This is a genomic window from Falsihalocynthiibacter sp. BN13B15 (assembly GCF_041205415.1).
In the GTDB taxonomy this organism is placed as follows: domain Bacteria; phylum Pseudomonadota; class Alphaproteobacteria; order Rhodobacterales; family Rhodobacteraceae; genus Falsihalocynthiibacter; species Falsihalocynthiibacter arcticus.
Genome location: NZ_JBGFCE010000012.1, coordinates 1 through 15906, shown reverse-complemented (window position 1 = coordinate 15906; position 15906 = coordinate 1). Strand labels below are relative to the sequence as shown.

Here is a 15906-nt window from a genome sequence, read left to right as displayed (position 1 = left end):
CGATCAAAAGTGTGTCGATTGTCTATGTCTTTGAGGTCAGCGCTTTGTGGGTGCCGATCAAAGCGGCGGCGTTGTCTTTGGAGAGCGGCAATAATCCTGCCTCGATCTGAAACGCCATTTCAACGACACGGGCATTCATTGGCGCATCTTTTCCAGCGGCTTTGAGCTTTTCGATGACAATTCCGTTGACCTCGTCGATTTCGGCGCGGCGGCCCTTGCGCCAATCCTGAAGCGAGCAGGTCAGCGTATCGTCACGTGAATACGTTGACAGGACCTTATCGAATATCTGGTCAACGTAGGTATTGGGGTCATTGCTCATGCTGGGTGGCATGCCGATTATGGGCATGATTGTCGCACCATCTGCCAAAGCCGCCGCCATAGCCTCATATCCTGCAAGGCGCATCACCTCGAGAAACGCCTTATCCTCTGCAGCGTCGCGCAGGGCTGCGTTAATGATGGCTGACGGGATCAACTCGGCAGCATTGACGATCAATTTCATCCATTTAGTCGAATGGATGTCGTGCACAACTTCGACCGTTCCAGAGTTTCGCAGCAGAGCGGCGACCCCTTCGACGCGGTGATGCTGTGTGGGATCAACCGCGCCCAAGGCAAACCATGATGTATCAGTGTCGTTCTGGCGGTTGGTGATCCCCGGTTCCCACATATTCGAAGCGATCTGGATCACCGCGCCGATTGTGCGATGGGCACCAACAATATTGGCAATGTCTTCGTGGGTCATGCCGTTTTGCAAGGCGACAATGAAACCATCCTGCGCCAGAACCGGCTTGATGATTTCAGCCGCCCAACGGGTGTCATAGGCCTTTACCACCATGAAAACGAGGTCAAAGGGCTCCTTGATCTCGGCTATCTCGCACAGATGCAGCGCCTTTACCGGTGTATGCAACACACGGTTCGGCATGTTCACCGTCAGGCCATTGGTGCGCATTGCCTCAACATGGGCAGGCCATTGGTCGATGAAGGTCACATCAAGACCCGCGAGCGTGAAATCCGCCGCGATTGACGCACCTTGTGCACCGGTCCCGATAAAGGCGATGCGAGGGTTTTTCTTAAACGGTGTCGTCATTTTTTCTCCAGTTCAGGTAGATCGGTACGCTTTGCGACTTCTTTGCATGATCATGCCGCCGTCCGTCGATTCTCAGGCTTTGCAAGGCCGACTCGGCGCGCTGCCCCAGTGACGACCTCGCCGCCCATATTGCCCGACGTCATCTGGTATCCCCTTCCACAGGCTTCTGATCAGGTGATCTTGTGCAGCCTGAAATCATAGGTCGAGCGCCACTTGGTCGACCCATCAATCACTGGCTCGAACCCTGTAATGAGCGAAGCCTTTACACCGAACACTGCATCCGATTGGAGATAGGGATCACCTTCAACGAAAGTATGTGTTGTGACACGATCATAGCCCTCAGCGCTGATGATAAAGTGCATATGCGCTGGTCGGTTAGGGTGGCGGCCGAGCTGTGCTAATAACTGACCAACAGGCCCGTCATCGGGGATTGGATAGGAGACAGGTTTGATCCCTTCAAACCAATATCGTCCGTCCGTGCCAGTTATGAAGACGCCACGATTGTTATGTTGCGGTTGAATGTCTGGTTGCTGCACATCGTAGTACCCGTCTTCGTTGTCGGACCACACATCGATCCGAGCGCCTTCTATCGGCGCTCCGTTCAAGTCGATGATAGTGCCTTCAAACAAGCAGGTCTCGACCCCGCCTTGTTTGGTTATGTTTGCGCCCATGGCAGATTCTGGCACACCATCAATATGGAACGGGCCGAGTACGGTGTTTTCGGTGGCTCCGCCCGGCCTGCGGTTGTTAATTGCATCGACCAGCATGGAGACGCCAAGCACATCGGATAGAAGTATAAATTCCTGACGGTTGTCGTCACTGATCTGACCGGTTCGGTTGAGAAAATCGATGGCCAGCCCCCATTCGTCTTGGGAGACCTCCACGTCTTTGACGAAGGCATGCAAGTGGTGCACCAAGCGATTCATGACATGCGCCAGTCGCGCATCCGCTTCATCTCCGACCCGGGACGTGACCGCATCGACAGACCGGTCTTCGGTGAAATAATCTATTTTGGGATGTTCGGTCATTGGGTTTCCTTTGTCATCAATGTGCCTGGGGTCGCGTCCCGTTAAGGGCATTCGAGAGCAGGTCTAGAATACCGCAACGCGTGATCTCACGCGGGTTCCAATAGGGTTTTTTTACGGCGAGATCGGCCGCCTTTTCCAAATCATCCGGTGTGACCCCCAAATCTCGCAGGGCCAGCGGTGCGCCAAGTTCTGCGGCAAAATCGTAAAGCCCCCCGCAAAGATCGCCGTCAAAAAGGGCCGCAGCAGGGGCGAGTGCATCACCTGCTGCAACGGCGTTAAAGGCCGCTGTGTGCGGAAGCAGGATCGCATGGGTTTCGGCATGGAGTAGGTTAAAGGTACCGCCAAGCGTGTGGCAGAGTTTGTGATGCAGCGACATGCCGACCGACCCCAACACGACGCCGCACAACCAAGAGCCGTAAAGAGCATCTGACCGTGCGGCGACATCTTCAGGGGTTTTGATGATCCGAGGCAGGGCACTTTTCATGGCGCGGATCGCCTCGACCGCCATCAAACTGGTCACAGGGTTGCGATCCTGCGCGTATAGCCCTTCGATAGCATGAGCGATGGCGTTTAGCCCGCTGGAAACGCTCATGGAGACAGGCAGACCAAGAGTCAGATTTGCATCATAAATGACGGTTTCGGGACGGATCGCGGGATCGCGGATTGTGGTTTTTTCGCCGTTTTCCGTTTGCCCCAGAATATCTGTGACCTCTGATCCTGCATAGGTGGTGGCCACCACCAAATGCGGTGCCTTGTTGCGCCACGACATCGCCTTGCCCAACCCGATGGTCGACCCGCCACCAATGGACACAATGCCGTCAGCGCCTGCCGCTTCAAAGGCCGCAAGGGCAAGCTCGGTGACGTCAACAGGGGTATGCATCGTGGCATCTGCAAAGACGCCAGCCGCCAGCGTGCCGATATCGCGGGCAAGCTGCTCTGCGTCGCCCTTCTGGAAGGGGGTCGACAAAACCAGAACACGGGTACATCCAAGTGTTTCAAGTTCGGCCGCCAGCTGTGTCACAGTGCCAGCCCCAAAAATGACCCTTGAAGCTGAACTTTGATAGACGAAAGGAGTTGTCATGGATGGAACCTTTTTTCTTACTGCGGTCTGGGGTTTTACGTTTCTGCGCGTCCGCGGGCAGTGGAATAGATTACTGCCGCTGTCAGGATCAGCCCACCTTGGAAAAGATATTGATACATCTGTGACAGCCCGAGAAACGACACTGCGTTTAGCACTTCTGTCAGCAAGACCGCACCAAGAACTGTGCCTATGAATGTCCCACGGCCGCCGCGCAGGCTGGTGCCGCCCAGAACTACAGCGGTGATACTGGCCAGCGTGTAGCTGACGCCTTGCGCAGGGTCACCGACGCCGATCTGGGCCATCAACATCACGGCACCGCACGCCGTGAGCAAAGACACAGCGATATACCCAAGCACAAAGGCGCGGTCGACACGAATGCCCATCCGGCGGGCGGAGCCTTCGTCAGACCCGATTGCCCGAAGCGTCCAACCCACACGCCGGGACCGCAACAGATATTCGCCAATCAGCGCAAAGGCGACCAAAACAATAAAGGCCACGGGAATGGGGCCGATTTTATGAGTTATGACATCCATAACGGGAAACTTGATATAGCCGCCCGGGCCGTCACGCAGCACGAAACTCATCCCCTGAAGGCCGATATACATTGCTAGGGTCGCCGCAATCGGTGTGAAATTCGCAAACCTGATGAGCGCGCCGTTGATGGATCCGACAACGATGCCACCAGCGAATATCAGGACAAACCCAAGCGCAATCATCGCGGGCGTCTGCCCATCATTCACAAAGAATGACGCGACCACCACCAGAAAACCTGCAAGCGGCCCCACCGAAAGGTCGATCCCGCCCATCAAAAGAGCAACGGTCTGACCCATCGCAATGAAACCAAGGGCCGTAGCGAGTATCAGAATGTTGGAAATGTTGAAGAACGACAAATATCTGTCGTTCTGTCCAAACACATAAAGCGCAAGCAGCACAATCACGATTGCCAGCGGCACCGCAGTCGCATTATCCGATTGCAGGAAATGCCGCAGACGACTGCCTGTGGCCTTTCTGCTTTTAACGATGGTGCCCACACCCTCTGCGTGGGATTCAGCACCGACAGCGGCTTGCACGATCGCGGGTTCGGTGATGTCGTCGCCGCGCAGTGTTTTCACAACACGACCGCGCGACATCACGATGACAACATCGCACAACCCTTCAAGTTCAGCCGCATCGGACGAATTCACAATCACCGGCGTGCCGGACTGCGACACCTCGCGTAGGATGCGGTAAATCTCAAAACGCGCGCCGACATCGACGCCCTGCGTTGGCTCATCGGCGATGATGAAACCCGGTTTCGACATCAGTGCCCGCGACATGACCACCTTTTGCTGATTGCCGCCTGACAGCGACATGATGTTGGCATCAAGGCCGGGCGTTTTTACGGAAAGCAAATTGAAAACGCGGCTTACTTCGGCCACCTCTTTTTTCCTGCTCAGCACGCCTGCATTGCTGAACTTATTAAGGGCCGTGAAGGTGGCGTTTTCGCGTACCGTCAGATCCGGTGCTACACCTTCAGCATGTCGGTCAGACGGCATAAAGGCGGTCTGGCGAGCAAGTTCAGCGTGCGACAGGTTTGCCCCGTTCAGTGTAACGTCACCTGACCATGCCGACAGGCCAGCCAGTGCGCGCATTAGGTCGCTTTGGCCGTTTCCATCGACTCCGGCAACGCCAATGATCTGGCCGCGCCCGACCACGAAACTGATATCCTTGAACCCTTTGCCGGAAAGGGACGAAACCGCAAAATTGACTTGGGGCGACGGATCTTCGCACTTTGGGGGAAACGCCGACGCAAGAGTGCGCCCCACGATCATGCCAAGCAGCTCATCGTCTGAAATTTCACGCACCATTGCGGTGCCTTGCATCTTGCCATCTCGCAGGACTGTCACGCGATCAGCGATTTGACGCAGTTCGGCAAGGCGGTGGGTAATATAGATAACCGCAGTGCCCTTGGCCACGACTTCGCGGATACGCCCGAACAGCATATCAGTCGCGTCTTGGTCCAGCGCGGCTGTCGGTTCATCCAAGATCAGAACCTTGGGCTGCAGGGCCAACGCCTTTGCAATCTCAAGCAGATGTTTCTGTGCGACCGTCAGCGCGGCTGCTCGCATGTTCAGCGGGACAAAAAGGCCCACATCATCCAGCATATCTTTGGCGATCGCTTGGGCTGGGCGGCCATCGAATACCTTCTCTGGCAGCGCCACGCGCAGGTTTTCAAGCACAGACAGGTCTTCAAGGATTGCCGGATGCTGATAGGAAATTGAAATCCCAAGTGAAACCGCTTTTTCCGGGGTCATGGGTGAAATCTGTTCGCCTTGAAAAGCGATTTTGCCAATCTGGGGCTGCAACACACCGGTAATCAAGTTCATCAGTGTCGACTTGCCGGCACCATTTTCGCCCAAGATTGCATGAACTTCGCCGGGATAAATATCGACCGACACGTCGGATAAAGCGGCAATGCCCGAAAACAGCTTGGTGATGTCCGTCAGACGCAGTGTCGGATCGCCTGCCGGTTGGGCTGACACGGATTCTATACTGGTGTGGGGTCTGTCTGGGGCAAGCATCATCATAGTCCCGTCATATCTGGCACAGCGTTATAAGAAGAAGGGTGACGTACCCCCGGCGCAAACGTATGTGCCGGGGGTGCGTCCGTTTCGTTATTGACCAACCGCTGCAGCCTGAGCGTCATCGTCCATTTCGGCGGACAGATAGATCGACCCGGGCAGATCAGCGCGGCATGTGACGGCGTTTGGTGATCCAGAAACCGAGTCCTCATACACAGGGGCGCTGAAGATTTCGGCTGTTGGTGGCGTGCCACCTGTCGCTTCAGCAACGGCCCACTGCACAGCCAGACGGACGTTGTCATTGCCTGTGGCTACTGTGAACAGTTTGAAGTCTGGGTTTGCGGCTTGGTTCTCTTCCCAGAAGCAAGACAGCGAGTTGCCGTCGGATGTTGCAAGGGCCGGGATCGAACGGTTGAATTCGCCGAACACGGGCAACGCACCAACAAGAGATGGGCCAAAGTCGGACACGATCACATCGATCTTGTCGTTCTTGGCAATTTCAGCCGACAGAACTTGTTGTGTAAGTGACGGATCCCAGTTTGTGACGGCAAATGGTGCTTGGTTGATAAACACGTAGCTGTCATCCAAAACCGACTTCATACCTGCCAGTTCGTCAACACCCTGACTGTTTCCAGCCGGGCCGCTCAGGAACAACAGGTTACCACCTTCGGGCAGAACGCTCTTGATCCAGTTGCCCCAGTTCGCACCATCATCAAAGAAGGACGACCCGATGAACTTTGTGTAGTTTGTTCCAGCTTCGCCGCCCACGTTCACCCGGTAAGGGACAACGATCGTGCCTGAACGATAGGCATTGGTCAGCGCAGGCAGCACAGCAGGACCTGAATCCCCAAAGACCACCATTGCGTCGATGCCGCGTGCGGCCATCGCGTTGATGTCAGAGATCGCCTTTTGAGTGTCGCCTTGGCCATCTGCATATTCGTACTGCGTGATGGTCGGGCATTTCGCGGCTTCTTCGGCACCAGAGGCCGTTGTCACCAGACGCCAACTGTTCCCGCCAAAGCCGTCAAGCAAAGCAAGAGATGCCTCATTGGGGCCACACCAGGACGGCGTTTCTGCCATCGCCGATGATCCAGCGACGGCTAGTGTGACGGCCATTGTCGATAGGGCCATCTTCATGTTTAAAGTCTTAATCATTGTCCGTTTCCTCCATATTGGACTGATGAGCACGTTTGGTCTTGTTGTTGTTCCAGCGGATCGAATAGACCCCGATGCCAAACACCAAGGCGAGCGCCTGGATGATGGTCTGCGCCGAAAACGGCACACCGACAGCCAGTGCAAACTGGCTAAGCTGGTTCAGAAAAAAGGCGGCGATCACAGTTGAAATCGGAAAGCCGCGGCCACCCAAAAGCGATGTTCCCGCCAGCACCACCACAGCAACTGACGGCAACAAAAGGGCATCGCCCTGAAACGCTGTTGGTTCTCGGGTGATGCCCGAAATCAGAATACCCGCAACGCAATAGTGTAGCTGCGCAAAGACATAGGCCATCGACTGATAGAGCCTCACACGAAGCCCAGCGGCACGGGCCGCCAACGGGTTTGCCCCGATGGTTTCAAACTTGCGCCCTGCAACGGTTCTCTTGAGAACGAAAGAGACGATAATCAGGATCACCAGCGCGAACAGCACAGAATTGGGGATGCCAGCCGTCTTACCGCCTGCGATTTTCGCCATCAATGGCGTGGTGATCTTGGGCACACCACCTGACACTGCAAAGACGGCCCCATAGAGCAGAGCATTGACTCCGATGGTGGCCACGATTGCATTCAGGCGCATGAAGCCGACAAGTATGCCGTTGACTGCCCCTGCCGCGACGGCACAGCAGATTGCAAACAGTATGGCAGGCAACAGGTCCGCGTCGTTGCCCGCAGGCATGTGGGTCGTGATGACAACGGCAAGAGATACGCCGCCAGCAAGCGACAGATCAAAGCCGCCTTGCTGCACGACCAACATTTGCCCCAGCCCAACGATGGCAATAATCGCCGCAAAGGGAAGGCTGCCCATCAATCCGCCCGTGGACACCGCCGAGGGCGCAAAGACCAAGCACATGCCGATCAACGCCAGTGTCGACACGACAACCGTGATAAACCCACGTGTCAGCGGAAGGGACTTGTCCCCTTTGGTATAGTCGATCAGTGCTGTCTGGGTGCTTGCGTGCGTCATAATTGCGTGTCTCTGTCTCTTGGCCTCAATGGGTTCAGGCGATTTCCAAGGTTACTTTCACCGCTTTGTCTGGCTGCTTGCCCAAATCATAGGCGGCCTTGGCATCATCAATCGTGAAATTATGGGTTTGGATCGGCGACAGATCGATACCGGTCTTTTCAAGGAACCGGATCGCTGCGGGCCAAACACCGGGTGACCCGATGCAACCGCGCACTGTCAGGTCCTTGATCTGGATTTTCCCAAGTTCAACCGGGAAGGACTGACCAATATTGATGCCCACCATGGATACGCAGCCTTCTGGGCGCGCATAGTCGAAAACACGGGTCAAGGATGCGCTATGACCTGCGGCCTCGACCACCAGATCAGCGCCCCCTTTTGTCATCTCTTCAATCGCTTCCGACGGATTGCCAGCGGTCGGGTCAACAGTGGCATCAGCCCCCAGTTTCATCGCGATTTCACGGCGCAGTGGCACCGGATCAACCACGATTACCCGCGCGCCCATGCCAATCGCTGCCGCGGCAGAGACAAGACCGATGGTGCCGCCGCCCGAGACGACAACCGTCTGGGACGCATCCACACCACCATTGCGCAGCACGGCATAGTAGCCGCAGGTAAACGGCTCGATCAGTGCGCCTTTGGAATCGTCGACACCGTCGGGCAGCTTGTGCAACCATTCGGGGCGCGCGGCAAAGAATTCACGGTCCGCGCCGTCCATCGAAAATCCGAAATGGTGAATTCGCTCTGGCGTGTTGATCACGCATTCGCCAACAACACGGTCGCCGACGGCAAAGCCCTTGACGCTTTTGCCAACTTCCACAACCTCGCCTACCCATTCGTGGCCAGGCGTTACGGGGTATGAAATGGGGATGATGTAGTTGCCTGACAGCAATTCGTAATCCGAATGACAGATGCCCACACGGGTCGAGCGGATCATCACCTCGTGTTCCGTGATCGATGGTGACTGCACATTGGCCACTACCAATTTGTTGGGTTCGTCAAAAATCAAAGCTTTCATCGTGTTCTCCTTACGGAAGTTGGCCGCTCAGGCCACAGTTTCGATCGCGCCACTCAGGGCAGATTTGAACACCGCTTCCAAAAGCGCGATGTTGTTGACTAGGTGGTCTGCTGTGATCGGATAGGTCTCGGTGCCGCGCACGGCGCGGGCGAAGGACACAAGATTGTCTTTCACAGGTTCAGCTGGGGCGATTTCAATGGTTTCGATGGGTCCACCGGCCATGGCTGAGGTCACGATCCAGCCATCGGGTGCCTCAACATGGGCTTTGTCGCGCACATCGATCCAGCCCTTTGAGCCAAAGACGGCAAAGCGGGATATGAACGGGTTGGCGAGCGAGGCTGACACATACGACGTGCCACCACCTTTGAATTTCACATATGCGGCAACCGTATCGCCTTGCGGCAGGTCCGATGACAACTGCTCGCAAATGCACAGCACCGATTCCGCAGGGCCAAGCAGGCGCACGGACAGGTCAAGCAAGTGAATGCCCGTCGCTGTCATACCACCAGCGGGGGCCTGATCCGCTTTTAGCCGCCAGTTATCTCTGTCCAGCGAGACGAATTTGTCATGGCTGAAATTGGATTCGATCTGGTGAATACGGCCCAAGACACCGGCGTCGGCCTTGGCAAGCAAATCGGCAATCGGCGGTTCAAAACGGCGTTCATGACCCATGCCGAGCACCAGTCCCTCATTGGCACATAGTGCCACAGATTGCTCGGCCTCTGCTTTGGTCAGGGCCAGCGGCTTTTCGCAAAAGATATGCTTACCTGCGGCCACAGCGGCCTTGATCTGATCAGTGTGCAGCGAATGGGGCGTGGCAAGCACCACGGCTTCGACATTTGGATCATTCAATGCATCGGCATAATCTGCCGACAACGGGATGCCTTTTGCGGCGCACAGATCGCGCACCGTCTCTTGGTTTGGTTCAACAGCCCGCACGACAGCAATGTCATCGGGTGCTGACGACAGCACAGCCAGCATTTTCTGACCCCACCATCCCATGCCGATCAGGGCGATTTTGACAGGACCAGCCATCAGCGGTTGTCAACACGTTTAGAGAAGGGCCGGATCGAGATGCTTTTCCAAAGCCCGACCTTTTTGAACGGGTCGTTGGCGTTGAATGCCTCAACCTCGGCTAGCGTATCGGCCTCGATCACAAAGCAGCTGCCAATCATCGTTTCTTCATCATCGGCCAAAAGAGGGCCCGAAATCACGGTCTTCACCGGTGCAGACCCAAGATAAGCCTTGTGATCTTCGTAGTTGGCAAGCCGTTTTTCGACGGCACCGTCATGATCAAGGCAGTGGATAACGTAATGCATGGAACCTGTCCTTTTGCTAACTCAGGAAGGGATAATTTTGCGGGCGCGCAGTTCGTCGAACACGTCCGTGAAGCTGGCAGGCGTCTGCTGATAGGTGTCATAGCCAAGCACGCGGCTATTGGTCATATCGGTGAAACATTCGATATCGCGACCAAGGTCCGCGTCGCTGTGCCACCAAGAGGCAAGCTTGCCCACGGGAATGTCCTGAAGCCCGTGTTTGGCAACGATCTCAGCCCAAATTGCGGGGCCATCGGCCATTTGCGTCTCTAGCGGGGTCGGGTGGCCGGGGTATTCGGCGGCTTCCAGACCAAAATAATTCGCGATTTGCTTCCACAGCCACGTCCAACGGAAAATGTCGCCATTCACCGTGTTGAACGGCGTATTGGCAGCCTCAGGTGTGTCAGCGGCCCACATCAATTGTGCGGCGACGACACGTGCGTCTGAAACATCTGTGGCAGCGTTATATTGCTCAGGCGAGCCAGGGTATACGAAAGGCTGGCCTGTGTGTTTGCAGATCGACGCATAAACGGCCAAAGTCACGGCCATGTTCATCGCGTTGCCAATCACAAGGCCGATCATGGTATGCGGACGGTGGACGGACCAGTTAAAGCCCTGCTTTTTGGCCATCTCAAACAGAACATCCTCTTGGGCATAGTAGAAATTCGGCCCCGGAAGGCGCGGGCTGCTTTCTAGGAAGGGCGTGTAGGGTGTAAATTTGGCGTAGTCATCGAATGACCCAAGGTAGTGTTTCAACCCGGTGACCAATGCGGCGTGTTTGATTGGCGCGTCGGCGATGCCTTCGAACAGATTGCGGATCATCAAAGCGTTGACGCGAACGTTTTCGTCCTCGTTGGCCTCGCGCGACCATGTGCAATAGAACACATGGGTCACGTCCTGCGCTGCGGCCAATGCGGCCTTGGTGCCTGCTGCATCCTTCAGGTCGGCCGCGATGTGCCGGTCCGAGAAATCAAGATCAACATCACCGCGCGACATGGTCACGACCGTCCAGCCATGCTCTTTGAGCAGGCGCCCCGTATAGCTGCCTGACAGGCCTGTTGCGCCAACGATGAGAGCGATTTTATTTGCGGTCATAGGTTTGAACTTCCGTTTTTCTGTATCAATTTCATGTGGTCACAAGTATTTTTAGGTGTTCGCCTGCGGGATCAAGAAGGGCCTCAAAACCCTTTTCCACAACGTCGCTGGCGTCGATGCGGGCGGTAATCACTTTTTCGACGGGAAAAATACCAGCCGCGATCATACGTGCGATGCGTGGCCAGATTTGTGTCGGATAACACCACGTGGCCTCGACCGTGATGTCTTTGAGCGCCCAAAGCATCGCGTCGATACTTGCGGGCTTCATGTGCAGGCCGACCTGAACGACCTTACCCTGACGGCGCACTGCCTGAACACAGGTGTTCAAAGACACCTCCAGCCCGACACATTCCAGTGCGACATCAACACCGACACCTTCTTCGGTCAGATCAGCGACGGCTGTCAGAATGTCGCCACCGACGGGGTCAATGACATGCGCATAAGGGGCGATATTTTTGATGATCCGACGGCGGTTCGGGTTTGGTTCTGACACGATGATAACCGCGGCGCCTGCCGCTTTCGCGGCCAGAACAGTCAGCGCGCCGATTGGTCCGGCACCCGACACAAGCACGGTTGATCCGGCGGTCACACCGCCACGGTCTACACCATAAAGCGCCACAGCAGCAGGTTCGATCATCGCGGCCTGTTCGTTCGTAATGCCATCGGGGATCGGCTGCGCATTGTAATCTTTGATGACGGCCTTTTCAGCCATCCCGCCCCAAGCCCAGCTGAGACCAACGCAGCCCATCGAGGGCGACAGGTGATAAAGCCCGCGCTTGCCGTAATAGTCATTGCGCGGCGACAAAAGTGGCTGGATCGATATGCGATCCCCCGCCGCGACATGGCTCACAGCATCGCCAACGGCAAGTACTTTGGCGGAGAACTCGTGCCCCAGAATTTGGGGGTTCGTCACACCTGTATAGATATGGGGTTCAACCGGCGTCACGATCGGACCGGCAAGGTATTCATGCAGGTCTGTCCCGCAAATACCGGTTACGAAAGGTGCAATCAAAACGTCATCAGCGGCCAGTTTGCCCGATGGCTCTGGCACATCTTCGACACGGATATCTTTTGCTGCGTGGAAACGAACCGCTCTCATAAGTTGGACCTCAATGTTGTCTGATGTGTAGGAATGAGCGCAAGCGGCGCACATCGTTCGGGCACTTGGGCTTGTTTGTGATCGCTCGTTATGGCGGATCGACCATTGGCGTCAAACGACAGCGTCATGATGTTTTTCCCTCCCAAGACTCACGCTTCCTTTCCCAGACCATAGCAATGATGACTGTCGGTTTGTGGCCTAATTTCTCCGCTTCGAATAAATTTCAAGCAGAGCCTCCGAAGTGAGATGCTAGATATAGTCGCGAAGTCGTCGCCATTGGAGGGAAATCATGGGCATTGGAAACTGCAATCACAACATAGGTTGGATTGGTGCCGGTAAGATGGGTGGCCCCATGATTCAGAACCTTTTGGGCAACTCTGCGCAGGTCTGCGTTATCGATCCAGACGCGGACGCTGTGGCTGCAGCAATCGGAAAAGGCGCAACTGCTGGGGCGTCGCTTGACGACATGGCTGGCAAGGACATAGTGTTTTCGACACTCCCAAATGATCAGGCGCTCATGAGCGTTGTGAGCGGCACGCCAAGTAAAATGGGATTGGCTGATGTTCTCGCCAAAGGGGCTATCTTTGTGGATATGAGCACCGTATCGCCGGATGTGTCCTCTAAAGTGGCAAAAATTCTTGAAAAAGCCAAGATTTCATACCTTCGCGCACCCCTGTCCGGCAGTACTGTGATGGCTGAAAATGCGACTTTAACCATTCTGGCGTCAGGAGATGAGGACGCTTGGCAGACAGTGCTCCCCTATCTTGAAATGATGTCAAAACGTCAATTTTACCTCGGTGCTGAGGATGAAGCACGTTATATGAAATTGGTGATCAATACGCTAGTGGGCGGCTTGTCCGCGCTTCTTGCCGAGGCCTTGTCTTTGGGGGGAAGCGGCGGCCTGACACGGGCCAGCATGATGGAGGTGATTGGCGAAAGCGCGGTAGCCTCGCCCCTTCTTACATACAAGACTGAAACGGTTGTGGCGGACGATTTCAACCCGGCCTTCACCGTTCTGCAGATGATCAAAGATTTCACGCTGATCAGCGATGCCGCGCGTTTAAATGGCGTTCCGCTTCTCACTACGGGACTTATTTTGGAACAATATCGCGCCGCTGCTAATGCGGGCTTGAAAGATGCGGATTTCTTCGCTTTGGTGAAATGGCATTCGAACATGTCATCGCAATAGGAAAATCACCGTGCTGTCAAAGGACCCGCCTCAGATCGGAAAATCAGAAATTACGGGCCATGAGTTGTCTCGGATCGTTGATTTCCTGCGAAAACTTCGGACTCCCTTTGATACCGGACTGCCGACCGCAAAGCCTGATGTTTACTGGAACATCGTTCTCGAACTCGTCGACGCACAACTGCGCCACAAACCCATCGACAAGTCAGGTCTAATTGCGTTAGCGGGCGTTCCCTATAGCACGGGCAACCGCATGGTCACCCGGATGATAGAGGATGTCCTGATCCGGCAGGTGCCGCGCGGAGGCGGCCTCAAAACGCACTTTCTTGAACCGTCGGACAACCTACTCGCTGCGTTCATGGCCTATGCGACCCACGTCAAACAACACCTCGCCAAGACCTTTGGGTTGCGTCGGGGGTCTGAAGCAAATGAATATTATTTCGGCGGCAGTTATTTCGCATCGCAGATTATCTCGCCGATCAAAAGCGACGACATCGATGATCAAGTGCCGAGCGACATTCAGTTTCTGTTGAACGACGACAACTATTTTACCTCGATGCGCAATATGTGGTCGGATTTTCGCAACGATCTTGGCCGCAAAAGCAGTTTCGAATTGCAACGCCTGCCGGACCTTTACAAAAACTCGCGCAAGGTATTTGCGGCCTCCAAACCCGCGTATGACGTTGTCTCGATCAATATGCCATGGCTGGGAGAACTTGCTGAGAAAGGCTACCTCGCGCCGCTGGACGACTTGGTTAACGATGCCGCGATCAATGCCCTGGATTTCCACCCGTCTGTCTGGGGGACGGGCAACTGGAACGGCACGCAATACGGCATCCCGCTTTATTGCACGATCGAAATTCTGGCCGCTCGGCGTGATTTATTCGAAGAAAAAGGGCTGAGCTATCCCAAGACCTTTGATGAGACGATCAATGCCGCTCGTGCGCTGCATGATCCGGCAAACGAATTCTACGGCATCGCCTGGAACGGCCAACGGGGCATGCCGATTGCCAATTCCTTCATGTTTTTTCTCGCGGCCGGTCAAAAGACAATCATCGACATGCCACTGCACAATCAGGAAAGCTGGCATTTCGATGAGTTCGAGAAGCTAAAGCTACAGATCAACACCGAAGATGCGGTAGAGGTCATCGAGTATATGAAGCAACTGGTTGCCTATTCTCCCCCTGACATCGCCAATGTTGATTGGGAAAAGCGAATAAACTATTTCATGTCAGGAAGTGTCGGGCTTGCCTATTGCTGGACGATGCGCGCCGCGCGGTTCGAGCACGAGCTGAGTTCACGAGTCGCACGGCGGGTCGCATATTTGCCGCCGCCGTCGCGCCGGGGTCAGCGGATTTCGGCTCCGATCGGCGGGTTTCTCATGACAATTCCGTCGAATGTGGCGCCGTCCCGCCGCCGCCAGATCATGAATGCAATTGCGTGGATGGTCTCTCCCGAAGCGATGAAGGCACATGTGAAGAACGGGTTTCCCGTCGCACCGCGTTTCTCGGTCTGTGCGGACCCTGAGGCGCTGGCCTCGTCTCCTATTGTAAGTATGGTAGATCGAATGGCGCGGCGGAATGAACTGGTGACCTGGGCGCGGCCCCCTGTCCCACAGTTCAGCATTATTGAGCAGTCACTCGGGCAAGAGGTCCACAATGCCGTGTTTGGTGGGAAACCGCCGCAACAAGCACTTCGCGATGCCGAGAACGCCATTTTCGCTCAAATGAACCATCAGGTTAGAACATAGTTTTGATCTCGAGAAGCCATGTAACATTTTCTTTCCAGATCATTTTTGTAAGGCTTGAGGGAAGTTTTGGGTGTCGCGTTATAATTAAAAAACCGTCCTCTCGAGAACAGAGAGTTAATACCCATTCGTGGCCCGCAGGCAACGATCCACTTTCGAACCATTGGCGTCATGGAACGGCTACCTTGCTGGATCAAGGGCGGGTGGCCCGAAAATGTGCAATCCATAGTTAAGGTCGACAATGCGGAGGAAAACAGACCTGCGCGCAACTGCAGCGAAATGGTGCATTGTCCGCACGCCGACGTTTCAGCCTACAAAATGCCGCGCGATGCACGAGCGGCCGCTTCGGCAGGCCGCACCGCAGCATTCAGAGGTGGACGTGAACGGCAGCAATGGGCCGTTCGCGACATCTTCGCTAGAAGTTGGCTCGAGACTTTCCCGCAACCGCAGCATTCGTCATTAAGGGCCGAATTCGGTCGTTAACAGAGCGTTGAACCAAGGTCTGCACTGCGAGA

The 15906-nt window shown here is 55.4% G+C and carries 13 protein-coding genes; 2 read left to right on the top strand and 11 right to left on the bottom strand.

All coding sequences use genetic code 11. The annotated features are described in order from the left end of the window. Window positions 1-22: 22 nt before the first annotated feature. The 11 genes from AB9F26_RS17105 to AB9F26_RS17055 form a co-directional block, all read right to left on the bottom strand. On the bottom strand, window positions 23-1084 hold the full coding sequence (locus AB9F26_RS17105; protein ID WP_369768565.1) for a ketopantoate reductase family protein: 1062 nt from the start codon (window positions 1082-1084) through the stop codon (window positions 23-25). 170 nt (window positions 1085-1254) lie between these two features. Beyond that, on the bottom strand, window positions 1255-2112 hold the full coding sequence (locus AB9F26_RS17100) for a dioxygenase (RefSeq protein WP_369768564.1): 858 nt from the start codon (window positions 2110-2112) through the stop codon (window positions 1255-1257). A 16-nt stretch (window positions 2113-2128) separates the two neighbouring features. Continuing rightward, a complete protein-coding gene (locus AB9F26_RS17095; protein WP_369768563.1) occupies window positions 2129-3193 on the bottom strand; it encodes a maleylacetate reductase in 1065 nt (354 codons plus the stop codon). Window positions 3194-3228: 35 nt separating this feature from the next. Continuing rightward, the gene (locus AB9F26_RS17090; protein WP_369768562.1) at window positions 3229-5715 is read right to left on the bottom strand and encodes an ATP-binding cassette domain-containing protein; all 2487 of its coding nucleotides are present in this window, start codon (window positions 5713-5715) and stop codon (window positions 3229-3231) included. 132 nt (window positions 5716-5847) lie between these two features. Continuing rightward, window positions 5848-6909 (bottom strand): substrate-binding domain-containing protein, encoded by a 1062-nt coding sequence (locus tag AB9F26_RS17085; protein WP_369768561.1) that lies wholly within the window; start codon window positions 6907-6909, stop codon window positions 5848-5850. Continuing rightward, the gene (locus AB9F26_RS17080; protein ID WP_369768560.1) at window positions 6902-7933 is read right to left on the bottom strand and encodes an ABC transporter permease; all 1032 of its coding nucleotides are present in this window, start codon (window positions 7931-7933) and stop codon (window positions 6902-6904) included. Before AB9F26_RS17080 ends, AB9F26_RS17085 begins: the two co-directional genes overlap by 8 nt. 34 nt (window positions 7934-7967) lie before the next feature. Further along, entirely contained in the window at window positions 7968-8948 is a 981-nt protein-coding gene (locus tag AB9F26_RS17075; RefSeq protein WP_369768559.1) for a zinc-binding dehydrogenase, read from the bottom strand. A 27-nt stretch (window positions 8949-8975) separates the two neighbouring features. Next, entirely contained in the window at window positions 8976-9983 is a 1008-nt protein-coding gene (locus tag AB9F26_RS17070) for a Gfo/Idh/MocA family protein (RefSeq protein WP_369768558.1), read from the bottom strand. After that, complete coding sequence (locus AB9F26_RS17065) at window positions 9983-10267, bottom strand: YciI family protein (RefSeq protein WP_369768557.1); 285 nt, start codon at window positions 10265-10267, stop codon at window positions 9983-9985. The genes AB9F26_RS17070 and AB9F26_RS17065 overlap by 1 nt, the downstream gene beginning before the upstream one ends. Before the next feature lie 21 nt (window positions 10268-10288). Beyond that, the gene (locus AB9F26_RS17060; protein ID WP_369768556.1) at window positions 10289-11359 is read right to left on the bottom strand and encodes an SDR family oxidoreductase; all 1071 of its coding nucleotides are present in this window, start codon (window positions 11357-11359) and stop codon (window positions 10289-10291) included. 31 nt (window positions 11360-11390) lie between these two features. After that, window positions 11391-12458, bottom strand: a complete 1068-nt coding sequence (locus AB9F26_RS17055) for a 2,3-butanediol dehydrogenase (protein WP_369768555.1) — start codon at window positions 12456-12458, stop codon at window positions 11391-11393. Between the two features lie 289 nt (window positions 12459-12747). Here AB9F26_RS17055 and AB9F26_RS17050 point away from each other — a divergent pair, with 289 nt between their 5' ends. Together AB9F26_RS17050 and AB9F26_RS17045 are read left to right on the top strand one after the other, a co-directional pair. Next, a complete protein-coding gene (locus tag AB9F26_RS17050; protein WP_369768554.1) occupies window positions 12748-13647 on the top strand; it encodes an NAD(P)-dependent oxidoreductase in 900 nt (299 codons plus the stop codon). A gap of 10 nt (window positions 13648-13657) precedes the next feature. Continuing rightward, window positions 13658-15394 (top strand): extracellular solute-binding protein, encoded by a 1737-nt coding sequence (locus AB9F26_RS17045; RefSeq protein ID WP_369768553.1) that lies wholly within the window; start codon window positions 13658-13660, stop codon window positions 15392-15394. Window positions 15395-15906 lie beyond the last annotated feature (512 nt).

What these genes read in the sequence shown, in the direction of transcription:
- AB9F26_RS17105 (WP_369768565.1), bottom strand. Translation starts at nt 1,084, where the DNA reads ATGACGACACCGTTTAAGAAAAACCCTCGCATCGCCTTTATCGGGACC.
- AB9F26_RS17100 (WP_369768564.1), bottom strand. Translation starts at nt 2,112, where the DNA reads ATGACCGAACATCCCAAAATAGATTATTTCACCGAAGACCGGTCTGTC.
- AB9F26_RS17095 (WP_369768563.1), bottom strand. Translation starts at nt 3,193, where the DNA reads ATGACAACTCCTTTCGTCTATCAAAGTTCAGCTTCAAGGGTCATTTTT.
- AB9F26_RS17085 (WP_369768561.1), bottom strand. Translation starts at nt 6,909, where the DNA reads ATGATTAAGACTTTAAACATGAAGATGGCCCTATCGACAATGGCCGTC.
- AB9F26_RS17080 (WP_369768560.1), bottom strand. Translation starts at nt 7,933, where the DNA reads ATGACGCACGCAAGCACCCAGACAGCACTGATCGACTATACCAAAGGG.
- AB9F26_RS17075 (WP_369768559.1), bottom strand. Translation starts at nt 8,948, where the DNA reads ATGAAAGCTTTGATTTTTGACGAACCCAACAAATTGGTAGTGGCCAAT.
- AB9F26_RS17070 (WP_369768558.1), bottom strand. Translation starts at nt 9,983, where the DNA reads ATGGCTGGTCCTGTCAAAATCGCCCTGATCGGCATGGGATGGTGGGGT.
- AB9F26_RS17065 (WP_369768557.1), bottom strand. Translation starts at nt 10,267, where the DNA reads ATGCATTACGTTATCCACTGCCTTGATCATGACGGTGCCGTCGAAAAA.
- AB9F26_RS17060 (WP_369768556.1), bottom strand. Translation starts at nt 11,359, where the DNA reads ATGACCGCAAATAAAATCGCTCTCATCGTTGGCGCAACAGGCCTGTCA.
- AB9F26_RS17055 (WP_369768555.1), bottom strand. Translation starts at nt 12,458, where the DNA reads ATGAGAGCGGTTCGTTTCCACGCAGCAAAAGATATCCGTGTCGAAGAT.
- AB9F26_RS17050 (WP_369768554.1), top strand. Translation starts at nt 12,748, where the DNA reads ATGGGCATTGGAAACTGCAATCACAACATAGGTTGGATTGGTGCCGGT.